Annotated in this window: 16 protein-coding genes; 5 read left to right on the top strand and 11 right to left on the bottom strand. The window is 67.9% G+C overall.

Annotated features, from left to right (window positions below; genetic code table 11):
• Window positions 1–435 precede the first annotated feature (435 nt).
• From FHR72_RS05350 to FHR72_RS05330, 5 genes are all read right to left on the bottom strand, one after another.
• The gene (locus FHR72_RS05350) at window positions 436–639 is read right to left on the bottom strand and encodes a cold-shock protein (protein ID WP_183466899.1); all 204 of its coding nucleotides are present in this window, start codon (window positions 637–639) and stop codon (window positions 436–438) included.
• Between the two features lie 119 nt (window positions 640–758).
• A complete protein-coding gene (locus FHR72_RS05345; RefSeq protein ID WP_183466898.1) occupies window positions 759–1232 on the bottom strand; it encodes a DUF5994 family protein in 474 nt (157 codons plus the stop codon).
• 5 nt (window positions 1233–1237) lie between these two features.
• Complete coding sequence (locus tag FHR72_RS05340) at window positions 1238–1381, bottom strand: hypothetical protein (protein ID WP_183466897.1); 144 nt, start codon at window positions 1379–1381, stop codon at window positions 1238–1240.
• A gap of 154 nt (window positions 1382–1535) precedes the next feature.
• Window positions 1536–3995 (bottom strand): S15 peptidase family protein, encoded by a 2460-nt coding sequence (locus FHR72_RS05335; protein ID WP_183466896.1) that lies wholly within the window; start codon window positions 3993–3995, stop codon window positions 1536–1538.
• 135 nt (window positions 3996–4130) lie between these two features.
• On the bottom strand, window positions 4131–5480 hold the full coding sequence (locus FHR72_RS05330) for a cytochrome P450 (protein WP_183466895.1): 1350 nt from the start codon (window positions 5478–5480) through the stop codon (window positions 4131–4133).
• Between the two features lie 79 nt (window positions 5481–5559).
• Between FHR72_RS05330 and FHR72_RS05325 the strand changes: the two genes are divergently transcribed.
• Both FHR72_RS05325 and FHR72_RS05320 read left to right on the top strand, forming a co-directional pair.
• The gene (locus tag FHR72_RS05325; protein ID WP_183466894.1) at window positions 5560–7755 is read left to right on the top strand and encodes an MMPL family transporter; all 2196 of its coding nucleotides are present in this window, start codon (window positions 5560–5562) and stop codon (window positions 7753–7755) included.
• Window positions 7756–7847: 92 nt separating this feature from the next.
• Window positions 7848–8228, top strand: coding sequence for an ATP-binding protein (locus FHR72_RS05320; protein WP_311736059.1), 381 nt, complete (start codon window positions 7848–7850; stop codon window positions 8226–8228).
• A gap of 22 nt (window positions 8229–8250) precedes the next feature.
• Here the strand turns inward: FHR72_RS05320 and FHR72_RS05315 are convergent, their stop codons facing one another.
• From FHR72_RS05315 to FHR72_RS05295, 5 genes are all read right to left on the bottom strand, one after another.
• On the bottom strand, window positions 8251–8490 hold the full coding sequence (locus FHR72_RS05315) for a DUF6480 family protein (RefSeq protein ID WP_183466892.1): 240 nt from the start codon (window positions 8488–8490) through the stop codon (window positions 8251–8253).
• Window positions 8487–9164 (bottom strand): IF2 family translation initiation factor, encoded by a 678-nt coding sequence (locus FHR72_RS05310; protein WP_183466891.1) that lies wholly within the window; start codon window positions 9162–9164, stop codon window positions 8487–8489. The genes FHR72_RS05315 and FHR72_RS05310 overlap by 4 nt, the downstream gene beginning before the upstream one ends.
• A 32-nt stretch (window positions 9165–9196) precedes the next feature.
• Window positions 9197–9742 carry a CsbD family protein gene (locus tag FHR72_RS05305; RefSeq protein ID WP_183466890.1) on the bottom strand — a complete coding sequence of 182 codons (546 nt, stop codon included), beginning with the start codon at window positions 9740–9742 and terminating at the stop codon, window positions 9197–9199.
• Between the two features lie 74 nt (window positions 9743–9816).
• Entirely contained in the window at window positions 9817–11580 is a 1764-nt protein-coding gene (gene stpK7, locus FHR72_RS05300; RefSeq protein ID WP_183466889.1) for a serine/threonine protein kinase StpK7, read from the bottom strand.
• A gap of 302 nt (window positions 11581–11882) precedes the next feature.
• Window positions 11883–12080 carry a hypothetical protein gene (locus tag FHR72_RS05295; RefSeq protein ID WP_183466888.1) on the bottom strand — a complete coding sequence of 66 codons (198 nt, stop codon included), beginning with the start codon at window positions 12078–12080 and terminating at the stop codon, window positions 11883–11885.
• Between the two features lie 112 nt (window positions 12081–12192).
• On the opposite strand from FHR72_RS05295, the gene FHR72_RS05290 reads away from it, so the two are divergent.
• The gene (locus FHR72_RS05290; RefSeq protein ID WP_183466887.1) at window positions 12193–12879 is read left to right on the top strand and encodes a winged helix-turn-helix transcriptional regulator; all 687 of its coding nucleotides are present in this window, start codon (window positions 12193–12195) and stop codon (window positions 12877–12879) included.
• A 111-nt stretch (window positions 12880–12990) separates the two neighbouring features.
• Here FHR72_RS05290 and FHR72_RS05285 read toward each other — a convergent pair whose 3' ends face one another.
• Window positions 12991–13209 (bottom strand): hypothetical protein, encoded by a 219-nt coding sequence (locus FHR72_RS05285; protein ID WP_183466886.1) that lies wholly within the window; start codon window positions 13207–13209, stop codon window positions 12991–12993.
• A 242-nt stretch (window positions 13210–13451) separates the two neighbouring features.
• On the opposite strand from FHR72_RS05285, the gene FHR72_RS05280 reads away from it, so the two are divergent.
• Both FHR72_RS05280 and FHR72_RS05275 read left to right on the top strand, forming a co-directional pair.
• Window positions 13452–15047 (top strand): aldehyde dehydrogenase (NADP(+)), encoded by a 1596-nt coding sequence (locus FHR72_RS05280; RefSeq protein ID WP_183466885.1) that lies wholly within the window; start codon window positions 13452–13454, stop codon window positions 15045–15047.
• 38 nt (window positions 15048–15085) lie between these two features.
• Window positions 15086–16015 (top strand): 5-dehydro-4-deoxyglucarate dehydratase, encoded by a 930-nt coding sequence (locus FHR72_RS05275; protein ID WP_183466884.1) that lies wholly within the window; start codon window positions 15086–15088, stop codon window positions 16013–16015.
• Window position 16016 lies beyond the last annotated feature (1 nt).

Here is a 16016-nt window from a genome sequence, read left to right as displayed (position 1 = left end):
CAGAAGCCGCTGACATCCCGGACTGGCCTGGGCTCCCAATGCCTCCAGGTTACACCCCTGGGCCCGTCAGTGGTTAGCGACGAATTCCGGCAGAACCGCCCGCCAAGGCGTTTCACGCGTACAGTCGCGGTATCGGGACCGTCCAGGCCCCCATATGCAAGGGGCCGACGTTGTCAGACAAATCTCCGCGACAGAGCATGTCGAAGAAGTCCGCGAAATCCGTCAAAGAGAAGCGGGCGGACAAGAGCGCCAAGGCCGCCGCAACGAAAGCCGGTTACGACCAACAGCATTGAGCCAGGGCGCATTCGCGCCGGGTGAGACCTTGTTGTGAGACCTCTTGTCCAAAAACGCTGCCGGACAGCGGATTCAGACCTCCAAACGAGACGTGGGCTGGTCGGAGAATCTCCGCCAGCCCACGAATCGTCTGAATTCTTGCTAGATCGCCGACACCCGAACGGCCTGAGGGCCCTTGTTGCCCTGCTCTACCTCGAACTCCACGCGCTGATTTTCCTCGAGGGACCGGTAACCGTTCCCGCTGATCTCCGAGTAATGAACGAACACGTCATCCGAGCCGCCATCGGGGGCGATGAAGCCGAAGCCTTTATCGCCGTTGAACCACTTCACAGTTCCCTGTGCCATACTTGCCAACTTCTCTCATTTTCAACGAATGCCGACAGACATTCGAAGTAACGGTATCACGAAGTCGGCCATACACCTGCATTGTTTCTCGAATACGTTCGTGTGCAGCAGATTTCGTGCTAGCTCACGGCGGTGTCGCACCACTTCGCGCTTTCGGCCTTCGCGATGCCCAGCACCGTCTGCGCCGTCTCGTACAGCTGGTGATCGCCGTTGCCGCCCCAGGTCGGCAGGCCCGCCGCGGCGCGGACCACGATGGCGCCGAGCGCCTGCGACGTCATACAGGGCACGACGAGCAGCTTGGCGCAGGCATGGGCGCCGGCCACCACCATGAGGCGGGGGCGCCGGAAACCGACGTCGGCACTCTTCGAGCCGGAGCCGGAAATGCCCTCGAGGACGAGCTGGCCGTCGGTCGCTTTCCAGTTGATGCGAATGTCGACGATCTCACCGAGCGGCTTGTGCAGCGCTCCGACGAGATCGGGCAGTTCCGCGGCGATCAGTGAGGTGTGGGGCCACCATGCGCCGTCGATGGCTCCACCGAGCTCTTCGGCGAGCGTCAGCCTGATGGGGCTCGACGCGCGGCGCGAGGCCCCCATGCCGTTCACATCGCCGGCGAATCGCGGGGAGGTGTCTTGCCGTGCGGCGCGTCCGAGAAGACGGGCGCCTGCACCGGCTCGTTGCTGCTGTTGCCGTGGTGTGCGGTCTGCGGTGCCTGAGTGTGGGAGAACAGGTCAGTCGATTCCATAAATCGGTGTCCTTGAGAGGTACGGAGCAATCCCGTACAGCGGTCCGAGCGAAGTGCTTCGCGTCGCGGGCTGAGAGACATCACGCGGGGAGTCCGAGAAAAAAGGGACTGCGGACGTGAACGGCCTACCTCTGACAGTACACCGCGGGGTCGATCAGGCCGCGACGACCGGCTCCTGCGATGCCACCGCGTCGGCCCGGGTCGGCAGCTCGATGGTGAGTTCCTCGACCTTGATCGCACCCCACGAGTAGAAGTTGAGGTACTTCGCCGTCGACGTCACGATCTGGACCGTCACCGACTGCCCCGGCTTGAGCGTGTGCGCCACCTGCTCCAGCGAGAACGTCGCAGTGTGCGATTCGCCGTCCAGGGTGACCGGGATGGGCGTGGCATGGTTGCCGAGCACCAAACCTGTTTCGTCGTCCACGATTTGGGCGTAGACATGCTTGGCCGACCCGTCGCCCGTGTAGGTCATCGTGACCTCCGGGGCCCCGACGATGTGCGTCAGTTCGGTCACCTCGGGGATCTGCAGGTTCACCGAGTTGTACGCCGCAGCCGCCGACGGCAGACCCAGCAGGGCGGCGATGAGGCCGCGCGTGATGATCAGCGGATTGGGTCCGGATCCGAACAGCGCCGGGATGATCGGCATGACCCGGCTGTCCTCCTCGCGGGTGGCCACGATCGGCGTCGACGCGGTCGCCGGGTACTGCTCGTCGCTGTGCCACTCGCCGTTCTGGTCGACCCACTCGAATTGCGCTCCGGTGTCGACGCTTTCGTTGCCCTTGACGTAGCGGTCCAGCCAGTTGAGGGTGCGCGAGACGACGAACTCGCCGTCGTTGTAGTCACTCAGGCACGTGCCGTGGCCGCCGCAGTACCAGATCACCTTCGTCGTGGTGCCCGCCTCGATCAGATCCAGCGCGTTGCGGTGTGCCTGGTCGAGCGTGAACAGGGTGTCGACCGTGCCCTGGATCAGCAGGGTGGGCGCGGTGATGTCCTTAATCTGGTCACCAAAGCTCAGCCTGTTCACCAGCGCAATGTCGTCCGGGTCGGCGATGCCGAACAGCACACCCTGGATCGCCACCGGGAAGATCCGCGGGTGCTCACGGGCGAAGGTCAGTGCCAGCACCGCAGGCAGCAGCGTGCCCCAGGCACTGTTCACCGCGTCGCGCGGGAACAGGACGTCGACCAGGTTGTTCCACGCGATCGTCGGGACGAGCGCGTCCACACGGTGATCGATTGCGGCCGTAGCCAATTGGATTCCGCCGCCGTAGGAGGCGCCGGTCATCCCGATCCTGGGATCGTTGAGGGCGTCCAACTGCACCTCGGGCAGTGTCGCCAGGTAGCTGATGATGTGCGACATGTCCCGGCCTTCGAGGTCCGGCGAGTTCAGGTGCATGACGCCCTCCGAGCGCCATTCGCCGCGCGGGTCCCAGGTGACGACGTTGTAGCCGTTGCTGCGCAACGTGCCGATGCCGACGACATCGTTGGGCAGGAAGCTGTCCACGTCCAGTTCCAGGGTCGTCGAGCCGGGCAGGCCGAGTCCGGGCCCGTTGAGGATGGTCGGCGCCTTCTCCCCCGCCTTGAGTCCCTTGGCCGGCATGAAATTCACGAAGATGCGGGTTCCGTCGAACGACGTCACGCGGAAGCTGCGCGCCCGCGGTGTGCCCTCGGGGGCCGAGTGGTCGATCGGGAAGCCGATCACCGGATGGATGACGTCGCCCAGGAAAGGGATCACGTGGGCGAATCCGACCAGGGGCGTGATCAGCAGCGGACCCAGGATCGGGATCTCCTGCAGCCACTCCAGCGGAGGTGTCCACTCCTCCACCGTGACACCGACCGGGATCGGGTACTGCGTCGCGGTGGGCTCCGCAAGGCTGGTGGTCACCTGGTCGCCGACCGACGTCGGAGACTCGTTGGTCGCCTCGCGCCCGGCCGACAGGATCGACGAGAACAGCGTGGCCAGCGTCGGAAGCACCGGACCGTCGGACCCGTCCACCGGCTGGTCGAGGCTCGGGTCGGACAGCTCGGTGGTGACCGTCTCGGCCGGTTGCACCTCGTCGTGCGCGGCCGGCTCTTCCTCCACGGCGTCCGGATGTGCCGGGGCCGCCGTCTCCTCGGCCCCCGTCTCCTCGGCCGCCGCGCCCTCAGCCACTGCCCCTTCGGTCGGCACCTCGACCACAGACGTCGGTTCGTCCGCCAACGGCAGCTCTTCGGCCTGCTCGTCCGTGGCCTCGTCCTCGGTGACCGGCTCGGCGGGTTCCTCGGATTCCCCGGCGGCGCGGTCCTTGTCGACGGCCACGTCCGCAGGTTCGTCCGCGGGCTCGTCAGCGGCAACGTCCTCGGCCGCAGGCTCTTCGGCCGCGGGCTCTTCGGTGGCCGGGTCCTCGTCAGCAGGCTCCTGCGCAACCGGTTCCTCGGCAGCGTCGGTATCCGGCTCGGCGGACGGGGCGTCGGCCGTCTCGGCCTTGGCCACCTCGGCGGATTCCGAGGACGGCGCTGCGTCCTTGGCGTCGGAGTCGTCGGCGTAGGCGACGCCCGCCCCCGTGAACACCGCCGCGCCGATTCCCAGCGCAACTGCCAAACCACCGACCCGACCGACGTACAACCCCGCACCCATGAGCTAAATACTTACCCTGCCTAAACGGCGCGGCGGAAGACCTTTCGGCATTTCTTACTGATGAGTCAGATAGCGCACAGGCGGTCAGACGGAATCAGTGGTCGATTCGCGTATTCGCCACGGATCCGCGCGCGGTCACCGGGTGGTTGAACCACTGACCGGGCACGACACTGCGGTCTGCCCGACGGAATCCGCGACCGCATTCCGGGCCCGCACCGTGATCCGCGCACCCCGGTGCGGAACGAAGATGACGTGCTTGAGTCGTCTGCGCTCGCCGCGCGCCGACGTCGTCTGCAAGTCCACGCGCCGCAGGATCTCGCGGAGCACGACGCGGAACTCCACACCGGCGAACGTCGCGCCGAGGCAGCGCCGGTTGCCGCCGCCGAACGGCAGGTACGACGACGGGCTCAGCGTCGCACCGAGCATGCGGTCGGGATCGAAACGGTCGGCATGCGGATAGATCTGCGAGTCGGCGTGCACCAGGACCATGCCGGGAATCACCACGACCCCCGCGGGCAGGCGGTACCCGGCCAGCTCCACCGGCGTCGTGAGGACCCGGCCGACGTCGAAGACCACCGGCCTGATGCGCAGCGTCTCCTTGGCCACCGCGTCCAGATACTCGTCGTCGCCGTCACGGGCGGCGCGCACCGCTCTGGCCAGCAACGCCGGGTGACGGGTGAGGCGCTCGAGCGCCCACGACAACCCTGTCGCGGTGGTGTCGTGGCCGGCGACCAACAGGGTCATGAGCTGATCGCGCAGCTCCCGGTCTGTCATCCCACCGGCGCGTACCAGCATGGACAGCGCATCCGTGCGTACCGCCAGGTCGGGGTCGACGCGGCGGTCGGCGATCTCGGCGTACAGCAGCTCGTCGGCCTCCGCGAGGACGTCGCGCACGCCACGCCACGGACCGCGGCGCAGCAGCTCCTGGTAGGCCAGTCCCAGCGTCTCCCACATCCCGACGCTGAGGACACGGGGCATCACCTCACGCAGAGCGGCCAACCGGTCGGGATCGCTGGTGCCGATCACGGTGCGCAGGATGATCTCCAGCGTGATCTCGGCCATCTTCGGCGCGCAGGCGAATGTCTCTCCGACGGGCCAGCCGGCGACGTTGTCCGCGGCGATCTGCGCCATCACCGCAGCCTGACCGGCGACGGCCTCGCGGGAGAACGGAGCCAGCATGAGCCGGCGGAGGTCACGGTGCACGTCGTCGTCGACGACGAGCACCGAGGTGTCGCCGAGGAGCCCCTTCAGCATCGAATTGGCCTCGCCGGCATGGAAGACCGCGGGATCGCCGGCGAACACCGTCTTGATGTCGGCCGGGTCGGTCACGTAGACGACGGTGCCCATCCCGGCGACGCGCAGCGTGAACGTGGACCCGTACCGGCGTCGGCACGCGCCGATGAAATGCGGACCGCATCGCAGCATCAGCCCGGCCTGCACGGCCCTCGGCAGGCGCGGGCCCGGCGGCAACGACGTGGTCGTCATCCGCCCAGCCTACGAGCGGTCATGCAGATCACAGCGGTCTTCCGGAGTATTCCGGAGGCCAGCGGGCATAGAAGTGCACATGTCGCGATTTCTGTTCACTCTCGGCGCTGCCAGCTTCCGGCGGCGCTGGTTGGTTCTCGGCGCCTGGCTCGCTGTCCTCGCCGCGGTGGCCGTCGCCTTCGTCGGGTTCCGCGGAGAACCCAGTGACAACTTCACGATCCCGGGCACGGAGTCCCAGCGCGCCGTCGAGCAGTTGCAGCAGAATCTGCCCGACTTCAGCGGGGCACAGACCCAGATCACCTTCGCTGCGCCGGAGAACCTCGCGATCACAGATCCCCGCTTCGCCGCACCGATCGACGAGGCCGTCGCGAAGCTGAACGCACTCCCCGACGTCGCCGTGGCCGCCGGCCCCGACCAGACCAGACAGATCGCGCCGGACGGACGGATCGCGCTGGGCACGGTGCAGTGGACCGCGCCGATCGGTGAGGTCAGCGACGCGGCCCTCACCGAGCTCGAGAACGTCATGAAACCCGCACAGGCCGCCGGCGTCCAGGTCGAGTACGCCGGCGCCGTCTTCCCCGGCTACAAGGTCGCGGTCCCGCACCTGCCCGAGATCATCGGCATCGGCGTGGCGTTCCTGATCCTGCTCATCACCTTCGGCGCGGTCGTAGCGGCCGGCCTGCCGATTCTGACCGCGGCCATCGGCGTCGGTATCGGGGCGCTCGGCATCTTCGTCGTCGCCGCCTTCGTCGACATGCCCACCGCATCGCTGTCCCTGGCGCTCATGCTCGGACTGTCCTGCGGCATCGACTACGCGCTGTTCATCCTCAACCGGTACCGCAACAACCTGCTGCTGTTGATGCCGCGTCAGGAGGCGGCCGGCCTCGCCGTCGGAACAGCCGGTGGCGCCGTGGTTTTCGCGGCACTGACGGTGATCATCGCGCTGTGCGGCCTGGCCGTCGTCGGCATCCCGTTCCTGACCTACATGGGTGTCGCCGCGGCGGTGTCCGTGCTGATCGCGATGTTGATCGCACTGACCTTGCTGCCCGCGCTGTTCGGGTTCGCCGGCGGCAAGGTCGCGAAGTTCATCGAACCGCCCCTGCAGCCCGGCCGGCCGAAGGAGGTCGCGCAGGTGGCCGCCTACACCCCGCAGCGCACCATGGGCGCCGCGTGGGCCCGCTTCGTCGTCCGGTTCCGCAAGCCCCTGCTCGTCGGCGGTTCGGCCGCCCTGATCGTCATCGGGTTGCCCGCGCTCGGAATGAACCTCGGCCTGCCCAGCGGTTCCTCGCAGCCCGAGTCCAACACCTCCCGCCAGGCCTACGACTTGACCGCCGAACATCTCGGCGCCGGCTTCAACGGCCCACTCCTCATCGTGGCGGACCTGACCAGGGCCACCGACCCGAACGCGGCGCAGACCATCGCGTCGAACATCGCTCGCGAGCAGGGCGTCGTCGCCGCCGCACCCGCGGGCGGTGACCAGCGCACCGCCGTCATCCAGGTCATCCCCGAAACCGGGCCCAACGACACGGCGACCGCCGATCTGGTCGAACGCATCCGCGCCGACCGCGACGCGATCCAGGCCGACACCGGGGCGACGTTCCTCGTCGGCGGCAACACCGCGTCCAACATCGACACCTCAGACAAGCTCGCCACCGCGCTGCCGATCTTCCTGATCGTGGTCGTGGGTCTGGCCTTCATCCTGCTGACCATCGCGTTCCGCGCGGCGCTCGTCCCGATCACCTCGATCGTCGGCTTCCTGCTGTCGGTCTTCGCCGCGATGGGTGTGCAGGTCGCTATCTTCCAATGGGGCTGGGGAGCAAGCCTTCTCGGTGTCACCCCGGGCGAGACGATCAGCTTCCTGCCGATCATCGCGCTGGCCATCATCTTCGGCCTCTCCAGCGATTACGAGGTGTTCGTGGTCTCGCGTATCAAGGAGGAGCTGAGCCATACCACCGACGCGCTGGAATCGGTGCGCAACGGTGTCGGGCTGTCGGCCCGCGTGGTCACCGCGGCAGCCCTGATCATGTTCGGCGTCTTCATCGCCTTCCTCGCCGCGGGCGACCCGATCATCAAATCGGTCGGCCTGACGCTGGCCGTCGGTGTGTTCCTCGACGCGTTCGTCGTGCGGCTCACGCTCATCCCCGCCGTCATGGCCATGCTCGGCGACAAGATGTGGGCACGGTCGAAGTGGTTCGACAAGTATGTGCCCGATCTTGACATCGAAGGCACCGCACTGGAATCCGCGCATCGCAACCCGGTCACATCTTCGATATGACGGGTCTATTTGCGCGCACACGTGGGTAAGCAACAGGCATGAGTACTACAGCGGTGGTGTCACCCACCTCAGAGCAGTTGACAGTGAGGGGGGTGGCGACCGCCGCTAGTGCCGCGCATCTTCGTGATCAATTCGGCACCTGGCTGCGCGAGCGCGGAGTCCCTGCCCTGCAGACCAACGAGATCCTGCTGGCGGTGAACGAAGCGCTGGCCAACTGTGTCGACCACGCCTACTCCGACCACCACGCGGTCGGCACCATGGCCGTCCAGGCGGACTTCGAACCGTCCGACGGTTGCCTGAGCGTCTGCGTCACCGACCACGGCACCTGGCGTCAGCCCGGTCCCCATCGCAAGAACGATCGTCGCGGTCGCGGCGTGGTGTTGATGCACGCCATGGCCGACCATTGCACGATCAACGGCCGGCTCGACGGGACAACGGTATGTCTGGACTACCGCACCGCGGCGTCCCACTGAGAAACGTCCGGTTGACCTGCTCCTAGCTGAACATCCGCACCACGAGGTACACGGCCGTCGCGGCGAACAATGCGACGAAGAGCGCCACCACGATGAAAGTCACGACGGCTCGGGGCGTCAGATTGCGACCGGCTGCGGGATCCTTGTTGGCTGTGGCCTTGGTCTGGGCCGAATCTGGAGGCGTGTCCCCGGGAAGAACACCCCCGGCGCGTTCCACGCCGGGGGTGTCCATCGGGTCGGGATCCGGGGGAAGAGCGGTCACGAGTCGCTGTTCCGCGCGGCTTGGCGCTTCTGCTTCTCGGCGTCGCTGAAGTCGTCCAGCCGTTCGGCGTGCGCCCGGGCCCCGGTCGCTGCCTTGCGCTTGTCGGCCGCGTCGTCGAGTTGCGCCTCGGCGACAGCCTCTTCGGCGTTCTGAGCGGCCTTGCTGCGGTTCTGAGCGCTCTGCTTGGCCTTCTCCGCAGCCTGCACCTTCTGATTGGCCGACTCGTCGATGCGCTGCTTGGTCTGCGCAGTGCGCTGTGCGGCGTTCTGCGCGGCCTCGGCTTTGCGCTGATCGGCGGTCTCGCGGGCGTTCTTCACACGCTCGGTGGCCTCCTGGCGCGCCTGCTGCGGGGCCGAGGCGGCCTGCTCCCGCTTCTGCTGGAGCTCGTCGGAAGCCTGCTGCTGCTTCTGCTCGGCCTCCTCGTCGAGGCGCATCGCCTCGCCGAGCGCGGCGGCCTGCGCGATCCGCGCAATGCCCGACTCTTCGAGATTGCCGTCACGCAGCAGGTTGCCCGCCGTCGCGTCGAGCGAGCCGAACGCGCGCTGGAACAGCAACCGCGCGGGCGCCTCGGTGTTCATGCGCGCAATGACACTGTGCTCCAAGAGCTGCAGCGGCGTGCGGGCGATGCGGTACTGGATTCGCAGAAGTGCGAACGGAAGATCGGTGATTGCCATCGGTCTCTCCTTCAGGGGTTGGGGTGGGCTGGTCAGGGGGTCTCGTTGCCTTCAGCGCGGCGCCTCAGACGCTCGGCCTGGGCGCGGTCCTGCTCGGCTTCGTTGGTGGTCTGGCGGTAGTCGTCGACGGCCTCGTCGTACTCCTCGACGGCGTCGGCGATCTGATCGCGCTTCTCGGCGTCGGCGCGGGCCGCCTCCTGGGCGACCTCGGCCTCGAACTGGGTCTGCGCGCGCGCGGCGTCGCGGCGCCCGGCCTCCTCGGCCATCTGACGCTGCGCGGCCTGGTCGGCGCGCACCTCGCTCTCGGCACCGGCCGCACGGACCTCGGCCTCGGCCCTCTCCTGGGCCCCTTCGAGCTCGGCCTCACGGGCGCGTTGCCGGGCCTCGGCGGCTTCGGCGTCGGCCTCGGCCTCGGCGGTGCTGGCAGCGCGGCGTTCCTTGGCCTCGGCCTGGTCGAGCTGGCCCTCGGCGGTCAACGAGTCGTTGCCTGTGACCGCGCCCGCCAGCTCCTTGGCTTTGCCCTTGACTGAGTCGAGCACACTCTTGCGCGTCTCGGCAGCCTTGTCGTCCTGGGACATTTCGCTCCTTCTGGGATTGGCGTGGAGTTGCCGAAATACCCCCCAGAGGCCGCTTTACACAGCGGTGTGACGAATCAGCGGGTGGCGGCGTTGACCGTTGGTTTGTCGATCATCCCGCGTTCAACGCCCCACATCGTGGCGATGGCGCGGTACTCGCCGCTTTCCATCAGATGCTCGAGCGCACGGCGCAGCGGCTCGGACAGCCCCGACTCCTTCGCGACCGGCCAGCCGTAGGGTGCGGAATCGAACACATCACCGGCGGGCACGAGCTCACCGCGGCTGAGCTTGATCGCGAAACCGGTGACCGGCGAGTCCGCCGACATGGCCTCCACCTCACCCCGGGTCAACGCTGCGGTGACCTCGTCCTGACTCTTGAAGACCACCATCTCGACGGGGGGCATTCCGGCCGCCACGCACTGGTCGCTCTTAGCCGGCAGCTCCTCGGTCTGCTGCAGGGTGCCCTCGGCGACGCCGATCTTGAGACCGCAGGCCGCGGCCGGGCCCAGCGAGGTCCCTGGCCTGCGAGCCCACTGCGTTCCGGCCTGGAAGTAGGTGACGAAGTCGACGAGTTCCTCGCGTTCCCTGGTGTCGGTGACCGAGGACATCCCGAGGTCGAAGCTGCCGTCCACGACGGCGGGCAGGATCGTGTCGAACGCGGTATCCCGATAGTCCGGGACCAGACCCAGCACCCGGGACACCGCGTTCATCAACTCCACGTCGAAGCCGACCAGCTGACCGTCGGTGTTCTTGAACTCCATCGGCGCATACGGCACGTTGACGCCGATCACCAGGCGGCCCGTCTCACGGATGTCCGCCGGAACCGTCGCCGCGATCTCGGGGACGGCGCCCGCCGGCAGCGCGGCGTCCTCACCGTCGTCGGCCCACGGGGCCCACGTCCAGAGTCCGACGCCGGCTGCCGCGATCACGACTGCGGCGACCCCGGCGGCCAGCAGCGCCTTGCGCGGGCGCCGGCGTTCCCGGCGCCCGGCCGCATGCCGGGAGGCGGTGCCGGGCCTGCGCACCGGTGAGTTCAGCGCGCGCTTGGCCGCCTCGGCGAGCTCACCGGCCGACTGGTAGCGCTTGGCCGGTTTCTTGGCCATGCCCTTGGCGATCACCTCGTCGAAGGCGGCCAGCCGCGGATCGACGTCGGAGGGCCGGGGTATCGGTGAGACCATGTGCCCGGCGATCTGCTGCTCAAGGCTGTCGGCGGGATAAGGCCTTGCGCCGGTAAGGCATTCGTAGAGCACACACGTCAGCGCGTAGATGTCTGAGCACGCGTCCACCTCGCCGCCCTCGAAACGCTCGGGCGCCATGTAGGCCAGCGTGCCCAGCGTGCTGCCCGCTGTGGTCAGGCCCTTCTCCCCCGCGCTGCGCGCCAGCCCGAAATCGATCAGATACACGAAGTCGCGCCCGGTGACGAGGATGTTCGACGGCTTGATGTCGCGGTGGATCAGGTCGAGCTTGTGCGCCGCGTCGAGCCCATTGGCCACCTGCTCGACCACGGTGACGGCGAACGCCGCGCCGAGCGGCTTCTCGGTCTCCTGCAGCATGGTGCCGAGATTGCGGCCCTCGATGAGGCGCATGTCGAGGTAGAGGCGGCCGTCGATCTCCCCGTATCCGTGGATCGGGACGACGTGGGGGTCGTTGATGCCCGCGGCCGCCTGCGATTCGCGACGGAACCGGGCCTGGAAGATCTCGTCCTGCGCCATGTGATGCGGCAGCACCTTGAGTGCGACGACGCGATCGGTCTTGGTGTCGTAGGCCTGGTAGACCTCACCCATTCCACCTTGGCCGATCAGCTTCTGGAGCTGATAGTGCCCGAATGGTGTCGCATTCACCGGTGTTCTCCTCGGCTGCGGCCAATCGGATAGTCGATTGAAGCTACGTCATGTTTGCCGGGGCTGCCCGGACGCATGTCAGTCGCCTGACGACCGGTTGCCTGGTTTGGACGTTCCGGTGCAGGACGACGCCATCGCGTGCTGCTGGGGTGCAGCATTCTTACCACGACGACGCGACACGGGAGCATTCTCGCGGATGGCCGAATGCGTGGTTTTGATGCCCACCTGGGCGCCGAGCGGCAGGAGAACGGCTACCGCGTGGGCTTGACCAGGAAAATCACCCCTAGAAGCCGGGCACCGCCTCAGAGCCGGTACATCTCGCGTCTCATCGCAGACGTCTCCAGGAACGCGTCGCGGGGCGGGGCGTAGGAGCGTCGTGTCCGCAGTGCGGGTAGCGGAACGTCCACCTCGACGGCGACAGCGGCGGCTGCGCGCCTCTTCGGGATGAGACCGGCCAGTGTCCAACGTGCCCAGGGGCGGAACCCGGCAATCGATGCCATGACTGACTCCTTCGTGTGCAGGTCAGCGCTTTGCGCTTCTCCTTTCGCAACGTAACATAAGATTTAGAAGTAACAAATAGATAGTTAAGTTGGATTCGGATATGGGAGTGTGATGAGTAAGCTTGCCGACGTGTCGCGACGGACCTATGGCCAGTTCTGCGGTCTTGCGCATGCGCTCGACGTGGTCGGTGAACGCTGGACGCTGCTGATCGTGCGCGAACTGGCTTCCGGGCCCAAGCGCTACACCGAACTGGCCGATGCGCTGTCCGGCATCGGAACCTCGCTTCTGGCAGCCCGGGTCCGGCAGCTCGAAGCCGACGGCGTGGTGCAGCGTCGGCTCGCGCTCGACAAGCCCGGTTCCGCGGTGGTCTACGAATTGTCCGACGCCGGAAGGGAACTCGCTGCCGCCGTGGTACCCCTGGCGATGTGGGGCGCCCGGCACCAGATGACCGACGCCGACGCAGGCAGCGAGGCGTTCCGCGCGGAATGGCTGTTGAGCTTCCTGGCCGCCGACGTACGCCGGGACGGGCCGCATGACCTCGAGGCCGTCTACGAGTTCCACATCGACGACAGCACCGCGTGCCTTCGGCTGCGCGAGGGCCACGTGACGGTGACGCCCGGTCCGCCCGCCACGCCGGGCGATGTCACGGTGCGCTCGTCGGCCTCGACCGTCGCCGCGATCGTCGGCCGCAAGCTCGCCGTCGATACGGCTCTGGACGACGGCCGGTTGTCGATCTCCGGGGACGAGAAGGCGGCCGCGACCCTGGTGGGTGTGATCGAGAAGCGGCTCGCCCGCTGAGCCTCCACCGCCATACGTTCGGGCAGAAGCCCCTTCGCGCTGCCGGTGCCTCCCGCCTCTGGGCTGACACGACGAAGCGGCCCTCCCCGTGGGGAGGGCCGCCGCCTGCGCTCAGTGGCGCCAGAAGTGGTTGTGGTTGTCCCGGTGACGCTCGCGCCAGGTGTGGGTGGTCGGGTTGTTCGGCTGGGGCTTGTCCTGCTTGCTGATGACGGAGTGGCCCGTGGGTGCCGGCGGGGTTGCAGCGGCTGCCGTGCCGGCGATGCCGAGCGCTCCGCCGAGGATGCCGGCCGACAGCAGGGGCAAGGCGATGATGCGGGTGAGGGCGTTCATGATGACTTCCTTTGTCTGAGTGTGTTTTTCGGTTGTGCGTCCGGTGTGTTCCGGCGATGAGATAAGAATGCCGCAGCAGCGGCGCGGCGTCTGTCGGCCGGCCGGTGGAGCGGCCGGGGGAATTCGATGTCCCCCGATCGGTGGACCACCTCGGGCAAGGCCCTCGATTGATACCGAGCCTGAATTAAAAGTGTGCGAAACGGTCTTGGACAGGCATGGATATGGCTCCTACCGTGGAAGCCATGACTGCGACGATTCCAGGAACCACTCTGACCGGAGAGATGCTGATCGCCGGCACGGCGGTGCGAGGCAACGGCCAGGAGGTCCGCGCATTCGACCCGGCCGCCGGCCGCCCGCTGGAGCCGGTCTACCAGCACGGCGACTCCAGCCATGTGGACGCGGCGTGCGCCGCGGCCGCCGACGCGTTCGCGACCTACCGTGCCAGCACGTCGGAGCAGCGCGCGCAGTTCCTGGAGACCATCGCCGCCAACATCGAGGCGATCAGCGAGACCCTGATCGCGCGCACCGTCGCCGAGTCCGGGCTGCCGCAGGCCCGCATCACCGGTGAGGTCGGCCGCACCACCGGACAGCTGCGCCTGTTCGCGTCCGTGCTGCGTGAGGGCAGCTGGAACGGCGCCCGCATCGACACCGCGCAGCCCGACCGGACCCCGCTGCCCCGCCCCGATCTGCGGCAGCGCTTCATCCCCCTCGGCCCCGTAGCCGTGTTCAGCGCCTCGAATTTCCCACTGGCGTTCTCCGTGGCCGGTGGCGACACCGCCTCGGCGCTGGCCGCAGGTTGTCCCGTCGTCGTGAAAGGCCACGACGCCCACCCGGGCACCTCCGAGCTCGTCGCGCGTGCCATCGCCGACGCCGTCGTGTCCTGCGGACTGCCGGCCGGGACCTTCTCGCTGCTCTTCGGTTCAGGGCCCGACCTCGGCATCGCGCTGGTGACCGATCCGCGCATCAAGGCCGTCGGGTTCACCGGCTCCCGGTCCGGCGGCACCGCACTCGTCGCCGCGGCGGCCGCCCGCCCCGAGCCGATCCCGGTCTACGCCGAGATGAGCTCGATCAACCCCGTCTTCCTGCTCGACGGCGCCCTCGACACGCGCGGCGCCGAGCTCGGCACGGCGTTCGTCGCCTCGCTCACCATGGGGTCGGGCCAGTTCTGCACCAACCCCGGCCTCGTGATCGCGGTCGACAGCCCCGGCCTCACGAACTTCGTCGCGGCGGCCAGCCAGGCGCTCACGAAGTCGCCCGCCACGCCGATGCTGACCCCGAACATCGCGCGCAGCTACGCCTCCGGAGTCGAATCGCTGACCAAGGCCGCCGAACTGATCAGCCGCGGCGAACCCGGCACCAGCGAGACCTCCTGTCACGCAGCGTTGTTCACCACGGATGCGCAGAGCTTCCTGGCGTCCGAGGACCTGCAGGCCGAGGTGTTCGGCTCGTCGAGCCTGATCGTGCGCTGCGCCGACGCCGACGAACTGCGCGCCGTCGCCCAGGGCATCGAGGGACAGCTGACCGCCACCGTGCACGCCGACGACAGCGACCTCGAGGAGGCGGGCAAGCTGCTTCCGCTGCTCGAACTGAAGGCCGGCCGAATCCTGTTCGGCGGTTGGCCCACCGGTGTCGAGGTCTGCCACGCGATGGTGCACGGCGGACCGTTCCCCGCCACCTCGGACTCGCGCACCACGAGCGTCGGCTCGCTGGCCATCGAGCGCTACCTGCGTCCCGTCTGCTACCAGGACGTTCCGAAGTCGTTGCTGCCCAGCGCCGTCGCCGACGGCAACCCCGACCATCTGTGGCGGCGTATCGACGGCGCGCTCTCGCAGGACTGACCCTCACCTCTCACCCACCACCTACTAGGAGCTTCGCCATGCGTCCGAACTTCAACGGCGTGCTGTTCTTCCCCGTGACCCCGATGACCGAGACGGGCGACGTCGACCTCGACGCGCTGGCCCGACACCTCGCCAAGGGTGTGGACGCCGGCCCCGGTGGCGTGTTCATCGCCTGCGGCACCGGTGAATTCCACGCCATGGAGGACAGCGAGTTCAGCGCCGTCGTCCGCACCGCCGTCGAGGTGGTCGCCGGACGCGTGCCGGTCTACGCGGGGGCAGGCGGCTCGGTGGCGCAGGCCAAGCGCTTCGCCGCCGCGGCCCAGGAAGCCGGCGCCGACGGCATCCTGCTGCTGCCGCCCTACCTCGTGGAGGTCCCGCAGCCCGGCCTGGTCGACTACGTGGCCGCGGTCGCGGCGGCCACGGCACTGCCCGTGATCGTCTACAACCGCAACAACGCCAAGTTCACCGAGGCGTCCGCCATCGCCGTGGCGAAGATCCCGAACGTCATCGGATTCAAGGACGGCACGGGCAATTTCGATCAGGTCGCCCGCATCGTGCAGGCCGTGAAGACCTCCGTCGATCCCGACTTCCTGTTCTTCAACGGTCTGCCCACCGCCGAGACCACGCAGCTCGCCTACCGCGCCATCGGCGTACCGCTGTACTCGTCGGCGACGTTCGCGTTCGCGCCCGACCTCGCGCTGGCGTTCTACAACGCGCTGGAGTCCGGCAACGACGAATTGGCCAACGGTCTGCTCAACGCGTTCTTCATCCCGCTGGTGCGGCTGCGTGACACGGTGCCCGGCTACGCGGTCTCGCTGGTCAAGGCCGGCGTCACGATGGAAGGCGTCCCCGCCGGACCCGTGCGACCTCCGCTGGTGATGCCCAGCTCCGACGACGTCGCCGAGCTCAAGTCGATCATCGCCGCGGGTCGCGCCGTCCTGTCCGACGCGCTGACCCGGGCGGTCTGAC

The sequence above is a fragment of the Mycolicibacterium iranicum genome, assembly GCF_014190915.1.
GTDB lineage: Bacteria > Actinomycetota > Actinomycetes > Mycobacteriales > Mycobacteriaceae > Mycobacterium > Mycobacterium iranicum_B.
Note: the sequence above shows the minus strand (reverse complement) of the source record. Positions and strands in the feature narration are given on the sequence as shown.